Source organism: Maricaulis maris (genome assembly GCF_049116555.1).
Taxonomy (GTDB): Bacteria; Pseudomonadota; Alphaproteobacteria; order Caulobacterales; family Maricaulaceae; genus Maricaulis; species Maricaulis maris_C.
Map to the genome: position 1 here is coordinate 70,407 of NZ_JAGDYT010000006.1, position 17,995 is coordinate 88,401.

16 protein-coding genes are annotated in these 17,995 nt (G+C 64.4%); 6 read left to right on the top strand and 10 right to left on the bottom strand.

The features are described 5' to 3' along the window. Positions 1 to 89 precede the first annotated feature (89 nt). Positions 90 to 641, bottom strand: a complete 552-nt coding sequence (locus JXQ94_RS07925) for a winged helix-turn-helix domain-containing protein (protein WP_421923232.1) — start codon at positions 639 to 641, stop codon at positions 90 to 92. A gap of 89 nt (positions 642 to 730) precedes the next feature. Between JXQ94_RS07925 and JXQ94_RS07930 the strand changes: the two genes are divergently transcribed. After that, positions 731 to 1,888, top strand: coding sequence for a serine hydrolase domain-containing protein (locus JXQ94_RS07930; RefSeq protein ID WP_421923234.1), 1,158 nt, complete (start codon positions 731 to 733; stop codon positions 1,886 to 1,888). Between the two features lie 9 nt (positions 1,889 to 1,897). Then, positions 1,898 to 2,212 carry a hypothetical protein gene (locus JXQ94_RS07935; protein ID WP_421923235.1) on the top strand — a complete coding sequence of 105 codons (315 nt, stop codon included), beginning with the start codon at positions 1,898 to 1,900 and terminating at the stop codon, positions 2,210 to 2,212. A gap of 49 nt (positions 2,213 to 2,261) precedes the next feature. Here JXQ94_RS07935 and JXQ94_RS07940 read toward each other — a convergent pair whose 3' ends face one another. Further along, entirely contained in the window at positions 2,262 to 2,867 is a 606-nt protein-coding gene (locus JXQ94_RS07940; RefSeq protein WP_421923236.1) for a type II toxin-antitoxin system RelB/DinJ family antitoxin, read from the bottom strand. 274 nt (positions 2,868 to 3,141) lie between these two features. Here JXQ94_RS07940 and JXQ94_RS07945 point away from each other — a divergent pair, with 274 nt between their 5' ends. Then, a complete protein-coding gene (locus JXQ94_RS07945; RefSeq protein ID WP_421923237.1) occupies positions 3,142 to 4,443 on the top strand; it encodes an alkaline phosphatase family protein in 1,302 nt (433 codons plus the stop codon). Positions 4,444 to 4,454: 11 nt separating this feature from the next. Further along, entirely contained in the window at positions 4,455 to 5,498 is a 1,044-nt protein-coding gene (locus JXQ94_RS07950) for a Kelch repeat-containing protein (protein ID WP_421923238.1), read from the top strand. On the opposite strand, the gene JXQ94_RS07955 is transcribed toward JXQ94_RS07950, so the two are convergent. The 4 genes from JXQ94_RS07955 to JXQ94_RS07970 form a co-directional block, all read right to left on the bottom strand. Beyond that, positions 5,495 to 5,956 (bottom strand): DUF2269 family protein, encoded by a 462-nt coding sequence (locus JXQ94_RS07955; protein WP_421923239.1) that lies wholly within the window; start codon positions 5,954 to 5,956, stop codon positions 5,495 to 5,497. The genes JXQ94_RS07950 and JXQ94_RS07955 overlap by 4 nt on opposite strands. Then, on the bottom strand, positions 5,956 to 7,251 hold the full coding sequence (locus tag JXQ94_RS07960; protein ID WP_421923240.1) for an SDR family oxidoreductase: 1,296 nt from the start codon (positions 7,249 to 7,251) through the stop codon (positions 5,956 to 5,958). Before JXQ94_RS07960 ends, JXQ94_RS07955 begins: the two co-directional genes overlap by 1 nt. Before the next feature lie 134 nt (positions 7,252 to 7,385). Further along, complete coding sequence (locus JXQ94_RS07965) at positions 7,386 to 8,120, bottom strand: hypothetical protein (protein ID WP_421923241.1); 735 nt, start codon at positions 8,118 to 8,120, stop codon at positions 7,386 to 7,388. Then, positions 8,104 to 8,607 carry a single-stranded DNA-binding protein gene (locus tag JXQ94_RS07970; RefSeq protein ID WP_421923242.1) on the bottom strand — a complete coding sequence of 168 codons (504 nt, stop codon included), beginning with the start codon at positions 8,605 to 8,607 and terminating at the stop codon, positions 8,104 to 8,106. The genes JXQ94_RS07965 and JXQ94_RS07970 overlap by 17 nt, the downstream gene beginning before the upstream one ends. 342 nt (positions 8,608 to 8,949) lie before the next feature. Between JXQ94_RS07970 and uvrA the strand changes: the two genes are divergently transcribed. Then, a complete protein-coding gene (gene uvrA / locus JXQ94_RS07975) occupies positions 8,950 to 11,823 on the top strand; it encodes an excinuclease ABC subunit UvrA (protein ID WP_421923243.1) in 2,874 nt (957 codons plus the stop codon). Positions 11,824 to 12,123: 300 nt separating this feature from the next. On the opposite strand, the gene JXQ94_RS07980 is transcribed toward uvrA, so the two are convergent. From JXQ94_RS07980 to JXQ94_RS07995, 4 genes are all read right to left on the bottom strand, one after another. Beyond that, the gene (locus tag JXQ94_RS07980; protein WP_421923244.1) at positions 12,124 to 13,005 is read right to left on the bottom strand and encodes a hypothetical protein; all 882 of its coding nucleotides are present in this window, start codon (positions 13,003 to 13,005) and stop codon (positions 12,124 to 12,126) included. A 158-nt stretch (positions 13,006 to 13,163) separates the two neighbouring features. Continuing rightward, positions 13,164 to 14,219 (bottom strand): hypothetical protein, encoded by a 1,056-nt coding sequence (locus JXQ94_RS07985; protein WP_421923245.1) that lies wholly within the window; start codon positions 14,217 to 14,219, stop codon positions 13,164 to 13,166. Positions 14,220 to 14,317: 98 nt separating this feature from the next. Continuing rightward, entirely contained in the window at positions 14,318 to 15,196 is an 879-nt protein-coding gene (locus JXQ94_RS07990; protein WP_421923246.1) for a hypothetical protein, read from the bottom strand. Positions 15,197 to 15,267: 71 nt separating this feature from the next. Next, positions 15,268 to 16,473: an energy transducer TonB gene (locus JXQ94_RS07995; RefSeq protein WP_421923247.1), complete on the bottom strand. Its 1,206-nt coding sequence runs from the start codon at positions 16,471 to 16,473 to the stop codon at positions 15,268 to 15,270. 119 nt (positions 16,474 to 16,592) lie between these two features. Here JXQ94_RS07995 and trmFO point away from each other — a divergent pair, with 119 nt between their 5' ends. Beyond that, entirely contained in the window at positions 16,593 to 17,993 is a 1,401-nt protein-coding gene (gene trmFO, locus JXQ94_RS08000; RefSeq protein WP_421923248.1) for a methylenetetrahydrofolate--tRNA-(uracil(54)-C(5))-methyltransferase (FADH(2)-oxidizing) TrmFO, read from the top strand. The last annotated feature ends 2 nt before the right edge of the window (positions 17,994 to 17,995 follow it).

Genomic DNA, 17,995 nt, shown 5'->3' on the forward strand with positions numbered 1-17,995 from the left:
TCCCGCGTCGCGGCCCCTGCGCAAGTCTTACGGCAATCATGTTGAGAATCGCTGAACGCATCGTCCGGCGGGGGCCGCCCGGACGCCCCCTACCCAGCCTCATCCGGCAAGGTCACCCCCGCCTCGCCCAACTCTCCGCCGAACACTTCGAATTCCTGCTCCAGCGTGCGCGGCCAGAAGACGCTGGCGAGAAGGGCTGTGACGAGGGCACCGACGACGAGGCCGGTCAGGAAGGGGCGTTTCACGAAGCCCAGCCCGGTGCGCAGCCAGGCCAGGAAGGGCGAGGTCGGGGTCGGGCTTGGCAGGACCCCGGCACCTTCGACCGGCGCACTCAGGCTGTAACCGACCCGCGGCAGGGTGCGGATCAGGCTGGCATCGCCCAGAAGGCGCCGCAGGCGGGAAATGGCCTGGTTGAGCGCTTCATCGCTGCCATCCTCCTCCCAGACGGTTTCGAGAAACTCGTCGCGGGTGACCGGGCTGATGCCGCGCCGGGCGAGCAGGTGCAGGACCCCGGCAAGACGTGGCTCAAGACGATGGGTTTCGCCCTCGCGCACCAGCTCGAGCGACATCAGGTCACAATGGGCCGATCCGATCCGGAAACGCGTGGCGGGGGCGTCACCGCCGGGTGAGGACAATGTCATGTCAGCCTATCCAACAGGTTTTCGTCAGGACGCGGAACCGCCGTCATCCTAGCCAGTCGGGGCTAACATGAGCAAGGAGAGCTACAACCATGAAAGCTTTGTCATTCCTCAGCCGCGGACAGGTCCGACTCACCGGTGTGACCGGTCTGGCCCTGGGCCTGGCGCTGGCCGTCAGCGCGGCGGGATGCAGTCAGGCGCCAGGACCGGACGCCGCGCCAGCCAGCGAGGTCGAGGCCGCCCGCGACCGCCTGTCGGACGCCTTTGACGCCCTCGAAGCCGCCGGTTTCACCGGCATTGTCGGCATCTCGCAGTCGGGCGAGACCCTGTTGATGCGCGGCGCCGGCGCGGCCGACCCGCAGACCGGCCGCCCCTATGGTCCTGATACCCAGGTCGATATCGGCTCGATCACCAAAAGCTATACCGGCATGCTGGCGGCCCAGCTGATCAGCGAGGGCACGCTGTCGGCAGGGATACGCCTGGATGAGGTGTTCGACGATGTCCCGGCGGACAAGGCCGGGATCACCCTGCACCAGATGCTGACCCATGCAGCCGGCCTCCCGGGCGATGTCGGCGATGATCTTGTCGACGAGGATTTCGACACATTTCTGGCCAATGCCTTCGCCGCTCCCCTGCAGTTCGAGCCCGGCACGGGTTATTACTACTCCAATGTCGGCTTCTCGCTGGCAGCGGCGATCATGGAACGCGCCACCGGGCAGACCTATGAGGCGCTGCTGCGCGAATACCTGATGGCGGTCGGTATCCACCAGACCGGCTATCAGACCGTCTTTGATGGTGACCGCTCGGTCCACCTCGCCGACGGGCGTGACGTGTCCGAAGCGTCCTGGGGTGGACATCCGCCCAATTGGAACCTGACCGGCAATGGCGGGCTGGTCTCGACCGCGCCCGACATGCTGGCCTGGCGCCAGGCCTGGTCGGCCGGTGAGCTGATCTCGCCGGACGCGCGCGATCTCGGCCAGACCCCGTTTCAGGATGAAGGCGGCGGCGTCTCGCATTATGGCTATGGCCTGGTCGTCGAGGATCACGCCGAGCTGGGCCGCATGTACTGGCATAATGGTGGCAATCGGCATTTCAACGCCCATTGGCGAGAGCTCGCCGATCACGGCCTGGTCCTCTTCGTCGCCACCGATCAGCGCCGCCTGAATGCCGACCGCGTGGTCAGCGTGCTGACCGCCGCCTGGTTTGATCAGCCGTATGAGATCCCGGCAGCGACGGCATCGTCCCACTAGACGGTCGCCTTGCCGGACACGCCGACCGGCAAGCTGGTCGAGGATTTCATGGCCGCCTTGGCGGGCGATGCCGACGCACACCGCGCCTTCATCGAGGCCCGGTTCACCCCGGACCTGCTCGCCGTCGCCGACATGGACCAGCACGTGTCCATGTTCGCACAGCTCGCGGCTGATTTCGGGGGTCAGCCGGTGACCGGCTTCACCGCAACCGCCACGCAGGCCCGCATCACCGTGTTTGCCGCAGGGTTGGGCGAGCACCTGGCGATCACGTTCGACACCACGGCAGGCGACCCGGTTCGGATCGCCGGCTTGCAGACAGGCTGAGCGTCAGGACCCGGCCGCATGGCGGCCGGGTCGCAGCGCCTGCCGGCGATCACTCCACGCTGTAATTCATGAACTCATCACGCGTGACGCGGCCATCTCCATTGGCATCAATCCTGTGGAAGACCGCGGTCACACTGCGCGCGGCGCTTTCTTCGGCATTGGCGATGACGCGGTCGAGATAGTCCGGCGAGGCGACGCCCTGCTGGGCATTCATGCCAAGCTCGGCCAGAGCGGTCTGGACAGAGCCGGTGACCTCGTCACGCAGTTCCGCGCCAAGATGGCCATCGGTTGTCAGGCCGGCTTCGACGAAGAGTTCGGCGAGGTCGAAATCATTGCTGCCATCGCGGTCGACCGACGCGAAGCTGGCATCCAGATCGTGGTCGTCGGCGTCGACGGAGGGGGCGGTCTGCAGACCCGAGACAACGGCGACCGCGGTCACGAGGGCGAGAAAGCTTGCAGGCATGGTGTACTCCTTCACATTGAGATGGGGGAGCACCCGGCGGCGATGGCGCGAAACGGGGTAGGTCTCGACATAGGCACGAAGCACTTCGCTGGCCGTCACGCCATGCGACTGACACGCCTCCATGAAGTCCTGCTTGGTCTGGTGACCAATGCGGATTTCCAGGAATTCGCTCTGCTTCTCACGCCGTTTCATGTCATTTCCGACCCGCAAGGCTGGTCGGCCCCTGTTTCACGCTGGCACCCGAGTGCGACCCGACCTGGCCACACCCTGCCTGCCAAGAAGAACCGATTTGCCGTCCTGACGCACGCATTATAGCGTCCGGACACTGATTTCATTGATGAATTTTCGGTCACCTGAGGACGGCTTCCGGGAAATCGCAGACTCGGCGTCACAAATCCTTGCCTTGTCGGCTCGCCCCTGCCTGACTATCGCGCCTTGCATCAGTGTCGCGCCATCGGGGATATCCATGCTGTCACGCCTTCTCGCCCTCACCTGTCTGACTGCGCTCGTCGCGGCCTGCGCGCATCTGCCCGGCGCTCCGGACCCGGCGCCCGCCCCGGGCACCGACAGCGGCGACGAGCCGCCGGTCGTGATCATGATTGGCCTCGACGGTCTGCGTTATGACGCCATTGACCGCCATGACGCGCCCAATCTGCGCGCCCTTGCCGCGCGCGGCACGCGGCCGGAGCGGATGGTGTCGGTCATGCCCACCAAGACCTTCGTCAATTTCTACTCCCTGGCGACCGGGCTCTATCCCGAGCACCATGGCATGGTCTCCAACTCGCCCTGGGACCGTCGCCTGAACGAGACCTTCTCCAATTCCGGCGGCAGCCCGCAGGACCCGCGCTGGTGGGGCGGCGAGCCGATCTGGATCACTGCCGAGCAGCAGGGCCTGCGCTCGCACATCATGTTCTGGCTCGGCTCGGAAGTGGAAATCCAGGGAACCCGACCAACGGTCTGGCACCCGTATGAGCACGACAGACCCTATGAAGACCGCGTCGCGGAAGTCCTGTCCTGGTTCGACGCGCCGATCGCTGAACAGCCGCGTTTCGCGGCCTTCTACATGGATCATGTCGACACGGTCGAACATCGCGGCGGCGTTGAAACGGAAGCCGAAGGTGACGCCGTCGCCCGGGTCGACGCCCTCGTCGGCGATCTGGTGGCCGGGCTGGAAGCGCGCGGCGTCATGGGCCGGGCGACGATCATCATCGTCTCCGACCATGGCATGGTGAATGTCTCGACCGAGCGGACAATCGCGGTCGATGAATTTGCCGATCTGGACGGTCTCTTCATCGAGGAATTCGCCGGCCAGTACGGGGCCGGACTCGAGCCCTTCCTGATGGCCTATGGCGATGAGGCGACCGTCGAGCGTGCCCATGCCGAACTGGCAGACGCCCATCCGCACATGACCGCCTATCGCCGCGAGGACATGCCGGCGGCCTGGCGCTTCGATCACCCGGACCGCGGCCCGGATCTCTTCATTCTGGCCGATCCGGGCTGGCTCCTGACTGCCTCGGACACCGACCTCTCCAATCCCTATCTCGCCGGTTTGAGAGCCACACACGGCTATGACAATCGCGCCGACTCGATGGGCGCCACCTTTATAGGCGTCGGCCCGATCTTCCCGGAAGGCGCCCGCCCGGCCGCCTTTGACAATATCAATGTCTACGGCCTGATCGCCTGCGCGCTGGACCTGGAGCCGGCGCAGACCGATGGGAGCGCAGAAGAGGTTGCCCGGATTACCGGCGGGCGCTGTCCGGCAGATTGAGGGAGGCTCACATGGCCCGCATGAACAGACGCATCCTGTTGGCGGGCCTCGCCGCCTGTGGCCTGCCCGCACCGGCATGGGCCGCGCGACAGCCGGAAACTGCCGCCTGGCAACCGATGGCCGCCCTGCCTCGCCGTGTGCAGGAAGTCTATCCGACCGGGCTGGAAGGGCGCCTTTATCTCGCCGGCGGGCTGGAAGCGCGCGACGGGCCGGATGTCGACAGTGTTTCCGATCAACTCTTCATCCAGGCGGATCCGGCGAATGCCGGCTCAAGCTGGGAAACCCGCGCCCCGCTGCCGGAACCGCGCCACCATCCCAATCTCGTCGGCCATGACGGATTCATTTACGGGATTGGTGGCTTTCGGGCTGGCAATGGCGGCATCTGGGAGATGCTCCCGAACACGACGCGCTATGAGCTCGCCAGCGATGAATGGGTCGAGATGGCGCCCATGCCGGTGCCTTATGCCGAGACCTGCGCGGTGTCTCTGGGCGGCCTGATCCATGTTGCCACAGGGCGCCAGCCGAACGGCGCGTCCAATGCCAACTGGCCCGATCATGGCGATCGCGGCGACCATTTTGCCTATGACGCCAGCGGCGACCGCTGGACCCGTCGCGCGCCCAACCCCAATCCCCGCAATTCGGCGGCCGGGGCCGTGCTCGACGGGCAGTTCCATGTCGTGGGCGGTCGCCGGGTCAATGCCGGCAATTCCGACCATCACGAGGTCTATGATCCGGTCGCCGACCACTGGGAAAGCCGGGCGCCCCTGCCCCAGGCCCAGGGCGGGCTTGCAGCCGCGGTGGCCGGTGGCAGGCTTGTCGCTTTCGGCGGCGAGTATTTCGACAATGGCGGCGGGGTCTATCCGGAGGTGTGGATCTATGATCCCGAAGCAGACCACTGGGAAGCAGGCCCGGACATGCTCACCCCGCGCCATGGCCTGGGCGGTGTCAGCCTTGGCGGTGACATCTACGCCATCGGCGGGGCCTCCAGCGCCAGCGGACGCAATACAAGCAATCTTGTCGAGCGCCTGAGACTGCCGGACGAGCCCAAGCGCTAGACCGGCTTGGTGATCATCAGCCAGACAATCGCGAGCAAGGCCGCAAAGGCGGGCCAGCCCAGAACGAACCAGATCCGCATCAGGCGATGCACGTCGTCGGGGATGTCGGGTCCGTCGGCATCGGCGAGGCGGCGCTTGACCCGCATCTGGATCCACACCACCGGCAACCAACACACGCCGATGAAGAGATAGAGTCCGACACTCGCCAGCAGCCAGGGAGAGGTCAGCGACCATCCCGCGACATGCGCCAGGGCCAGACCGGACAGCGGTTGAAGCATGACCGCGCTCGCTGTGAACACCCAGTCGGCCAGCACCACATGGCGGGCAACCAGCGCGAAGGCGGCGCGGTCGCCACTGCGCCAGGCCATAAGCATGAAAAAGGCAATCGCCGCGCCCGATCCGAACAACACCGCCGCGCCCAGGATGTGGACCAGGCGCAGGAGTGGATAGAGCTCCATCAGCGGTCGTCCTCGGTGGCGGCGATCATCAGGGCCAGCGCCATCATCGGGAAGACTTTCAGGATCGGCCCCAAGGCATCGGCCCACAGACCCGGCAGGGTCACGCTGAGCGTGAAGATATAGGCGAAGGTCCCGGCGATCATGATCGTCGCCAGCCAGCGCACCCGCCATTTCGCCAGCATGCCCAGTCCCATCGCGATGTCGAACAGGGAGCCGAACCACAGGACTGGCGGCTGGGCAGCCTCGGAGAACCCACCGGCCGTCAGCACCGAATAGGCATGATCCTTGGCAATCGTCAGGGAGAGCACGCCGGTCAGCAGCCAGTAAAGACCCAGCACCCAGCGCGCCAGCGGTCGGGCAAGGCCAAGCCGGGCATGCCAGCGGTCCTGCAGACCGGCCGGGTTGGCTGCCAGCCAGTCGCTGAAGCCACGCGGTTTCGCCCCGGTCGCGGCAAGCCATTCGGTCGGATCACCCTCAACGTCGAAATCGAGCTGTTTGAGCGCATTGGTGCGCATCGAGGTACGCACACCCAACCAGCCCATGACATCCCCCATCCAGAAAGCCGGACGGGCCAGCCAGCGCGGGATGGTGAGGATGCGACTGCCGCCGAAACCCAGCCAGCGGCGATACCCCCGCACGGTCTCGGCCAGGTTGACCCGCTCGGGGCCCGCCAGATCAAAACTCTGCCGGCTCGGAGCTTCGGGCCGAAGCAGGTCAAGGATGGCCGCGCACAGATCATCCATGCCGATAGGGCGGAAGACCTGCCCGCCGCCGACCAGCGGCGTCACGAAAGGTATGCCGCACAAACTCCGCATCAGCGCCGTGCCGCCATAGACATTGCGGGCGATGACAAGAGAGGGGCGCAGGATCAGCCAGTCGAGGTCGCACGCTTTCAGCGCCGCCTCCCCGGCCAGCTTGTCCCGGGCATAGTCGGAGTCTGCGGCTTGCGAGACACCGACGGCGGAAATGTGCAGGACGCGGCGGACGCCGGCGCGCTCGCAGGCCTCGAACAAGGCCGCGGCTCCGTCGACATGCGCCTTGCGACTGTCATCCCCGAACCCGTCCTGAAGCACGCCGACGCAATTGATGACAGCGTCCACACCCACGAGGCGCGGCAGCCAGTCTTCCACGCGGTCATGACGGAAGTCGCAACCGATCCAGTCGGGCCCGGCGAGGCGTCGCGCCGACGCCGCCGGATTGCGAGCCGCCGCGCGAACCTCATGGCCCGCGGCCAGAGCGGAGGCGGCGAGATGGCAGCCGATAAAGCCCGATGCACCGGTGATCAGAACCCGCATTTCACTCCCCTCGAAGACGAAGGCGCGGCCAGGTCAGGCCGCGCATCCATCAAGACAAGGCCGACCCCAGCGCCTCCTGCGGTGAGGCCCGGGACGGCGCCGGAGCGCACGCCCGGCGCCCGCCCTGGCCCGATCTATTCGCTCGCCGTGGCGGCGGCGACGGCGTCCTGCATCATGGTCAGATTATTTTGCAGATTGGTGGAGATCCGCTGCTGAACCGATGGCCAGCGGCTCTGCACCATCAGCCATTCGTCTCCGGACAGGGTCTGCTCATTGACCGCCGCGAAATAGGCATTGGTGCCGAAGGAACAGGCCCACCAGGGTGAGGCCACGCTGGAGAAAGCGCTGCCGCTGTCGATCACCTGCTCGATGGCCGCGATGGTGAGTTCCGGGCGGGAGGCGATGACCTGCACAACTTCCTCGCCGGCATAGGCTGACGCCTCATTGATGACGTCCAGCGCGGTCGAGTCGAGACAGCGTGCCGCATCATACATGGTCCGCGAACGGCCCAGGAAATAGGCCTGCACCGCGAATGCCGGGTCTGACTCGGCGGTCAGCCTCGCCAACTCGAACAGGAAGAAGGGCGGATTTTCATCACGGGACGTCCAGAGCGTCTGCGCCACCTCGATCGTGCGCTCGGGCGGCTGATCCTGCAGCTGGTTGAGCAGGCCCAACACATCGCCCCAGGCCATCTGGCCGACAACGAAATGCGCCTCGCCCTCATCCTCTCCAAGCGGTACGACCACCAGTTCGGGGGAGCGCTGATTGGAATCCTCGGCCACGTCCTGGGCGGACGCGCCAGAGGCGACCAGACCGGTCGCCAGCAGGCCCGCCATCAGGAGACGATTCAGGCTAGAACGGAATTTCATCATCGAGATCTGCATTTCGGAAATCTTCCTTGGGACCATCCGACGAGCGCTGGCCACCACCAGACCCGCCACCCGCCTGATCATAGCCGCCGCTGCTGCTGCCGCCGCCAAATCCACCACCGGAACCGCCTTCATTGCGGCCGTCCAGCATGGTCAGCTCGCCGCGGAAACGCTGCAGCACGACCTCGGTGGAGTATTTCTCCTGCCCGTTCTGGTCCGTCCATTTACGGGTCTGGAGCTGGCCTTCCACGTAAACCTTGGAGCCCTTCTTGAGATAGTTCTCCGCAACCTTGGCCAGATTGTCGTTGAAGATCACGACCCGGTGCCATTCGGTCTTCTCACGGCGCTCGCCGGAGGACTTGTCACGCCAGCTTTCAGAGGTCGCAACCGAGAGATTGACGACCGGATCGCCGTTATTCATGCGACGGATCTCCGGATCACGTCCCAGATTACCAACCAGAATTACCTTGTTGACGCTTCCCGCCATCGCCCGTTCTCCATCCTTGCTGCGCGTCCCGTGCAGGGGGCAGCCCAGTGTTCACATTCTGTTCCGCAGGTCAATTCAGGCCTGCGAGTCAGGCTGATTTGAGAGGAGGGGCGGCACAGAGTCCAGCCGAGCGACTCAGACGGATCGCAGATCGACCGATCTCGCGCTCCTGCCACCGTCATGTCAGCTGCCTTCCGCCGCAACGCTGGACCCCGGGACGCTGGCGTCCTATCTCAACGGGACCGCGTTGTGCGCTGGACAGATCGCACAATGTTCCCCTAACGTTCCGGTGTGGTTGCGAATCCCAACCGACAGGCGCGACCAATGAGGACAGGCTGAGGCATGGCGCTCGACAAAATCCGCGTGCAGGGCGCACGCGAACACAATCTGAAGAATGTTTCCGTCGAGCTGCCGCGCGACAAGCTGATTGTGTTCACGGGACTGTCCGGGTCGGGCAAGTCCTCCCTAGCCTTCGACACGATTTACGCCGAGGGCCAGCGCCGCTATGTCGAGAGCCTGTCGGCCTATGCCCGCCAATTCCTGGAATTGATGTCCAAGCCGGACATGGATTCCATTGAAGGCCTTTCGCCAGCGATCTCCATCGAGCAGAAGACCACCTCGAAGAATCCGCGCTCCACCGTCGGCACGGTCACCGAGATCTACGACTATATGCGCCTGCTCTGGGCCCGGGTCGGCACGCCCTACTCGCCGGCCACCGGCCTGCCGATCGAGAGCCAGACCGTCAGCCAGATGGTCGACCGCATGATGGCGCTCGAGGACGGCGCTCGCCTTTACCTGCTGGCGCCCGTCGTCCGGGGCCGCAAGGGCGAATACCGCAAGGAGTTCGCCGAATGGCTGAAGGCCGGCTTCCAGCGGGTCAAGGTGGATGGTGAATTCTACACGCTGGAAGACGCGCCGACGCTCGACAAGAAGTTCAAGCACGATATCGACGTGGTCGTGGATCGCGTGGTCATCAAGCCGGACATTGAAAGCCGGCTCGCCGACAGTCTGGAAACCGCGCTGCGCCTGGCCGATGGTTTGGCCGTCGCGGAATTCGCCGACCGCCAGGACGGGAAGGGCAAGGCCGAGCGACTGATCTTCTCGGAGAAGTTCGCCTGCCCGGTCTCCGGCTTCACCATCTCGGAAATTGAGCCCCGCCTCTTCTCCTTCAACAACCCCTTCGGCGCCTGCCCGACCTGCGATGGTCTCGGCCAGTCCCTGAAATTCGACGAGGACCTCGTCGTTCCCGATCGCGACAAACCGCTCTCCGATGGCGCGATCGCGCCCTGGAGCCGGGCGACCTCGAAGCTTTACCAGCAGACGCTGCAAGCGCTCGCCGGGCATTTCGGCGGCGACATGTTCCAGGCCTGGCGCGACCTGCCCGAGCCCTTCCGCAAGATCGTGCTGTTCGGCACCACGGAGAAGGTCACCTTCGTCTATGAGGACGGGCTGCGGAAATTCGAGACCCAGAAACCCTTCGAGGGGGTTATTCCCAATCTCGAACGCCGCTGGCGTGAGACGGACAGTAGCTGGGTGCGCGAGGATCTCGCCCGCTTCCAGTCCTCCCAGCCTTGCGAGACCTGTGGCGGTCGGCGCCTGAAGCCGGAAGCGCTGTGCGTGAAGATTGACGGGCAGGACATTGCCGACGCCTCCAAACTCTCCATTCGCAAGGCCCGCGACTGGTTTGGCGCGGTCGAGGCGACCCTGTCTCCGAAACACCGGCAGATCGCCGAGCGTATTCTCAAGGAAATCCGCGAACGCCTGAAATTCCTGGTCGATGTCGGCCTCGACTATCTCACCCTGGACCGGGCATCGGGCACGCTGTCGGGCGGTGAGAGCCAGCGCATCCGCCTCGCCAGCCAGATCGGATCCGGCCTGACCGGCGTGCTCTATGTCCTCGACGAACCCTCGATCGGCCTGCACCAGCGCGACAATACCCGCCTGCTGGAAAGCCTGCGTGACCTGCGTGATCTGGGCAATACGGTGATCATCGTCGAGCATGATGAAGAGGCCATCCAGACCGCAGACTATGTCGTCGATCTCGGCCCGGCGGCCGGGGTTCATGGCGGTGAGATCGTGGCCGCTGGCACGCCCTCGGAAGTGACCAACAACCCGAACAGTCTCACGGGCCAGTATCTGCTCGGAACACGGCGTATCGAAGTCCCGACGCAGCGCCGCAAGATTGACAGGAAGCGCATGGTGAAAGTCATCGGCGCGACCGGAAACAATCTCAAATCCGTCGACGCTCAATTCCCGCTCGGCGTGATGTCCTGCGTCACCGGCGTATCCGGCGGCGGCAAATCAACCCTGACCATCGAGACCTTCTACAAGGCCGCCGCACGCAAATTGCAAAAGGCCCAGCAAGTCCCCGCGCCGCATGATCGCATTGACGGTCTCGACCGGCTCGACAAGGTCATCGATATCGACCAGTCGCCCATCGGCCGGACACCGCGCTCCAATCCGGCCACCTATACCGGCGCCTTCACCCCGATCCGCGAATGGTTTTCCCAGCTGCCGGAAGCCAAGACGCGCGGCTACAAGCCGGGCCGTTTTTCCTTCAATGTGAAGGGGGGACGCTGCGAAGCCTGCCAGGGCGATGGTGTGGTGAAGATCGAGATGCACTTCCTGCCGGACGTCTATGTGCCATGCGATGTCTGCCACGGCAAACGCTTCAATCGCGAAACGCTGGAGGTCCAGTTCAAGGGCAAGTCGATCGCCGATGTGCTGGACATGACGGTCGAGGAAGGCGCGGATTTCTTCAAGGCGGTGCCTGCCGTGCGCGACAAGATGGAAACCCTCAAACGCGTCGGTCTGGGCTATCTGAAGATCGGCCAGCCGGCGACCCAGCTCTCCGGCGGTGAGGCCCAGCGCGTGAAACTCTCCAAGGAACTCTCCAAGCGCGCCACCGGCAAGACGCTCTACATTCTCGACGAGCCGACCACCGGCCTGCATTTCGAGGATGTCCGCAAACTGCTGGAAGTCCTGCACGAGCTGGTCGAGGCCGGGAATACCGTGGTGGTCATCGAGCACAATCTCGACGTCATCAAGACCGCCGACTGGCTGATCGATCTGGGTCCCGAGGGCGGTGATGGCGGCGGCGAAATCGTCGCGGTCGGCACGCCGGAAGACGTCGCCAAGGTCGAGCGCAGCTGGACCGGTCGCTATCTGGCACCGATGCTGGAACGGGCGAAAGCGCTGCGCAAGAAGGCGGGTTAACGTGCCGTCGGTGTGTGGCTCGCCTGTCGCAGCAGGCCAGCCTCCCAGCCAATCGGCATCCAGGACCGTCTACTTCCAGGACTGGCCACTTCCAGGACTGGCCACTTCCAGGACTGGCCGCCTCCAGGACTGGCCGCCTCCAGGGCCGTCCACTTCCAGGGCCGGCCGCGTCCAGAATCGGCCGCATCCAGGATCGACCGCGTCCCTCACGGATCGGGAGGCCAGGCGCGGTCGATCCTGTCTGGCAAGCCGGGGCGTTGCGGTGCACCGCGACGCACCCGGCCCTGCCAGTCCTGGCGGTCAGGCCTTTTCGGCCACCGAAACAGCGGCGAGCAAGGCGCTTGCATAGTCCGCAATCGAGTCGCCGGTGCCGGGCTGGGAATTGAGCACATTGGCAGAATTCCAGATCCAGCCGCCGGGCGACCCCCAACTGTTCAACTGGGCTGTCATCTGTGCCGGCGTCAGCGCCGGTGAAGAAGGCGATCCGGCCACGGCCATGCCCGGCCTGACAAAGCTCACAGCATCGCTCACACCGGTCGATGCGCCAGCTGCGGTGATGGCGCTGACCCAGGTCCGCGGATCATTGCCGCCGCCCCCCGAATAGCATTGCAGGTTGAAACCAACGACCGGCTGGCTGCCCAGCGCGGTCATATTGGCCGTGAGGCAATCAATCCACATCGTTGTGCCGTAATAGGGGCAATAGGTTAGCTTGGCGCCGAGGCGCTGATTGAGGCCGACTGTGAACTGGCTGATCAGGCTCACCGGGTCGCTGAGGTCTTCCTCATAGTCGAGGTCAAACCCGGTTGCGCCAAGATCCATCAGGGCTTTCAGATTGGCATAAAGCTCGTCTTCCAGCGCGCCACCCGCGGCGAGAATGGCCTGGATATTCTGGAAGTCCGAGACTCCGCCGGCGCCGATCGAGAACCAGACATTCTGGGCCAGCCCGGCCTTGCGGGCGGCGCTGATGATACCGCCAATGCCCGCGCCCGTGGTCGGGTCGAGCGTGCCGCCCGACGCCAATGGCACATCGTTATAGTGCAGGCTGGCATCCGCATTCACATGAACCGACCAGAAAATGTAGTCATTCATCTGCGACGCCAACAACTCACTCTGGGTCTGGGCGAGCCGCCCGTTCGTGCCGAACAAGCCGGTAATGTACACGCCTGCAAGATTGGTGGTCATGGTGATGCCTCCTTCTGGGGATGAGGGCTGTCCATACAGCCTCACCCTGTCAGAATAGCAGACTTAATCTGAAGTTGCGATTCAGAATCGGACACGCAGAGAAAAGGCCGACCCGCCCTGGGGCGACCCGGCCTTGTCCTTCAGAATGCGTGATCGCATCACCCCTCGCTGGGTGAAGCCCCCATCGGATGGTCTGCTGCCAGGGTCGGCACATCAGAGGCTTCGCCCTCGCCGCCACTGCGGGCTCGCACGGCATTGTAGGCGCCGACCGAATGCCAGACCGCTTCGAACAGGACCTGAACGACATACAGCACCCCGAAACCGATCAGCAGGCTGACGACGGTGAGTGGCTCGCTGATCCAGGCTTGCACGGTGGCGAGCGCGACATCCGGGTCGACATGCTGGCCCTGCTCGGCGATTTCCACGAATTCAATGATCGTGGGCAGGAAGGCGGCCAGCACGGCCAATTGCACGATTCCACTGAGGATACTGCCGCCAATGGCCAAGAGGGCCCAGACGACGACATAGGCCAGCAGCATGTGCCAGAAAACGCCATTGGTCGCCTCCCAGCTCTCAAAGAAGCGCAGGCGACCATCCAGGATCGTCAGCGCCGGTGCCGATGCCAGCCGGATGGCCAACATGATCAGGCCTGCCAGGACGCCGAGCACGGCCAGCGTAATCAGCAAGCCCGCGCCAATGCCCATAGCCGCGCTGTCGCCGCCGCCATGGAACACGAAAGCTGCCCCCACCCCGAAAACGCCCAACACCGCGGCAACGCCGAAATAGCCGGCAATGACGATCACGATGTAGAGGAGATTGACGCCGATCAGACGGATCTCGTCTGCGCCCAGTCGCAGCGGAATGACCGGCTTGATCTCACCCTTGGTGAGAAAGCGCAGCCAGGCGGCCTGGAACATCACGGCGAACAGAAGGCCGATCGGAATAATCATGAAACCGTAAGACAGGAGCGGCAGCAGGAAATCGAAGACCAGCTGAAGCTCTTCGGCATCGCTGAGATTCCGGGCTGCATCTGCCTCGATAAGCTGGAAAAGATTGAGATAGGCCGGTCCCATCACCATGACAGAGAGGGCCAGCAGAGCCATCGCACACAGGGCCTGGACGGTGATCAGCCAGATCGCCCCGCCCGGCTTCTCGCCAAAACGGATGAAGAACCAGAAGATTCCCTTGCCGATGTCAAAGTCTTGCCTGGCCATGATCAGTCCCTCCACTATGCCATGATGATCGCATCATGGCGCAACCGGGGTAAATCACCAGCGGGAACGAGACAGGCGATGTCCCGCCCTTTGATCGTCTAGGCGCGTGCGCGGTAAAACTGCGCGTAAAGCCCGGCCATCACGGGCAGATTCACGATCGAGAAAAGGCCTGCGACACGAAGGTATTCCGGGATGCGGGCAAACACGCCGTCCGTCACCATGACCTCGCCAACCGAAACCGGGGTCAACAAAGGCCGGGCGTCCAGCGCCATACAGAGCGCTTCGTAGAGCGCGACTTCCACCACGATGAGCGGGAGGCCAGCGAGCGCCATGGCCGCCAGGATACGCCAGGCCTGGCCCTCGCTCAGCGTCCAGACCGACAGGACCCGTACCGCCTTTTGCGCAAAACTCGCCGGAAAGGACACGGAAAGGCGCGCCACAAGCCAGGCGACCAGCAGGAATGCCACCATGTTCACGGCCCAGGCGGCCACCCAGTCGGCAGTGCCCATATAGCTCATCGCCATTGGCAGATCGAAACCGGATTCTTCCGGGTCGATACCGGCGCCTTCCACAGCACCACCGGCGATCGTGGTGAAGACAACAAAGGCAAACATCGCCGCCAGTAGGGCCACGATCAGCACCAGCGCCGCATTGAGCAGGGCCACCAGGAAGAAGCGCCACTCATCGCCGGACAATTGCAGACCGAACTGACCGCCATACTCATCGCGCACGGCGAGCCGGAAACACATGGCCGAAAAAGCCAGACTGCCCACCGTCGCCGCGATCATCACGGTCGCATCAAGGGTCAGCCAGAACCCGTCGAGCGGCGCCGCGAGCGCCTTTTGGACCAGCCAGAGCTGGATCGCATAGGCGAGCGTAAAGGGCAGGCCGGCCATCAAGAAGCGCGACCAATGCGTAATCAGCAAGGCATAGGCCTTGGCCACGCTGGGCAGGACGGGAATGGGCTGGCTCGACATGACGGCTCCGATCACTTCGATGCCAGAGATACCGCCCTGCCGCCAAGGATCAAGCGCGACGCACGGTCGCGTCAGCGCTCCATGCGGAAGTCGAAACGGGTTTCCACCCCTTCGCGGCGGACAGGAACACCGTCCCGGGTCGCGGGTTCATATTGCCAGGTCTCCACAGCCGCGACCGAGACCTCGTCGAAAATGCCAGGCGGAAAGGCGCCGGTTACCTCGATGGCGTCCGTGCGCCCATCTTCGGTGACCGCAAAGGTCAGATAGACCACGCCGTCGAGGTTCGAGTATGCGGCGTTCATGGGATAACTCGGTTCGCGTCGCCTGATGGGTTGAGCGTCGCAACACGGTAGCGGCTCACCGGTTTCATGGGCGTCCTCCGCGGCGTCTTCCTCGATTTCTCGCGTCATGTAGCGCGCCGTATGGAAGGGATTTTCCGCAAGCCTGGCATCCACGCGCGTCTGGGCGGTCTCGACCGCCGCGTCGCCCCCTGCCTCCTCCGCCTCTCCCGCCGGGATATCACGCTCGCGGATATATCCGCTCGCGGAGACGTATGCGGCCCACATGGTGCGCATGTCGGGATGGTCCGGCGCCACATCTTCCATCACGTCTGTCGCCATATGAAGCGAGTAGGTCGCGGCCTCAAAGTCCCGGTCAAGCGTTTGCGCGATGCCGGCATAGAACAGGGCGAGCGCATAGCTGGAGGTCGGCTCGTCCAGAACCGCCTCGAAAGCCGCGGCGGACTGGAGAGCGGCCTCCCCGGCACTGCTGATACGACCTCGACCCATGGACAGCGCTGCACGTGTCAGAAAGGCGGTACCGGCGAAATCCGATGCGGCACCGAGCTCGCCACCAAGTTCGTCGAGCGCATTGGTCGCGCGGCGCGAACAGGCAAAGGCATCACTCCGATCGTCATTCTGCAATGCGAACAAAGCCGCATTGTGCCAACGCCAGGCCCGCTCCACGGGGTCCCCGCGCGCCCTGTCCGAAAGTTGGGCGGCTTCGCGCCAGCCGATCTGTGCCGTCTCATAATCCTGGTTGAGGGCGGCACCATACCCGTAATTCTCTGCGAGCGTCGCGAGAACGGACAGGTCAATATCTGCGGCCTGCCCGGCCTCGTAGGCTCGATTGGCTGCATCCAGCACGGCCGCGACATCACCAGCCCGAAGCGCCGCCTCGAATTCGAGATAAGGCTCTGTCACGGAATCCGGCAGACCCTGGGCATATGTCACACTGCCCAAAGTGAGTGCGACCAGCGCGCCAAACAACCACTTCATGAAACAACCCCCTGTTGTACAGATTTATCCGTACTCCCAACGCGGCCGTCAAGCCGGTACCACGACATCGCTTGCCGCCCTGCCCCCGCCCGCTTGACTTCAACGCGCCCGGGCTCGATATGCCGCGCATGACAGATCACGCAATCAAACCCGTTCACGTCATCGGCGGCGGCATGGCCGGCTCCGAGGCCACCTGGCAGCTCGTTTCCAGGGGCGTGCCCGTCATCCTGCACGAGATGCGCGGCGTGAAGGGCACCGATGCCCACCACACGGACGGGCTGGCCGAGCTGGTGTGCTCCAACTCCTTCCGCTCGGACGACCACCGCACCAATGCGGTCGGCCTGCTGCACGAAGAGATGCGCCGCCTCGACTCGATCATCCTGCGCCAGGGTGATGCCGCCCGTCTGCCCGCCGGCGGCGCGCTGGCCGTGGATCGCGACGTCTTCTCGCAGGCTGTCACCCGGGAGCTATCCGAGCATCCGCTGGTCACGATCAACCGCGAGGAAATCCCGGCCCTGCCGCCGGAAGACTGGGACAGCGTCATCATCGCCACCGGTCCGCTGACCTCGGAGAGCCTGTCCGAGGCGATCCTGAAACAGACCGGTGAGGGTGAGCTTGCCTTCTTCGATGCCATTGCGCCGGTCGTCTATCGCGACAGCGTCAATACCGAGAAGGCCTGGTTCCAGTCACGCTATGACAAGGGCGAGACCGACGCCGAGCGCAAGGCCTATCTCAACTGCCCGATGGACAAGGACCAGTATGACGCCTTCATCGATGCCTTGATTTCGTCCGAGAAGACCGAGTTCAAGGAATGGGAGGCCAACACCCCCTATTTCGACGGGTGCCTGCCGATTGAAGTCATGGCCGAGCGCGGTCGCGAAACCCTGCGTCACGGCCCGATGAAACCGGTCGGCCTGACCAATCCACACAATCCGACCGTGAAACCCTGGGCCATTGTCCAGCTGCGACAGGACAATGCGCTGGGCACCCTGTTCAACCTTGTCGGCTTCCAGACCAAGATGAAATACGGCGCCCAGGGCGACGTCCTGCGGATGATACCGGGCCTCGAGGAGGCGCGTTTTGCCCGCCTCGGCGGCATTCACCGCAACACCTTCCTCAATTCGCCCAAACTGCTCGACGCGCAATTGCGCCTGAAGAGCCAGCCGCGCCTGCGCTTTGCCGGCCAGCTGATCGGGGTCGAGGGCTATGTCGAGAGCGCCGCGATGGGCCTTCTGGCCGGCCGTTACGCCGCCGCCGAACGCCTCGGCGGCAGTCTGACGCCCCCGCCGGCCACCACGGCGCTGGGCGCCCTGATCGGCCATGTCACTGGCGGCCACCTGGACGGCGGCAAGGGCTCCTTCCAGCCGATGAATGTCAATTTCGGCCTCTTCCCGCCGATCGAACAGCCGACCGTCGATGCCGAAGGCAACCGCATCAAGGGCAAGGCCAAGACCCCGGCCCGCAAGATGGCGATGTCGGAGCGAGCGCTGGCGGACCTGGCGAGCTGGCAGGCCGCCTGAAC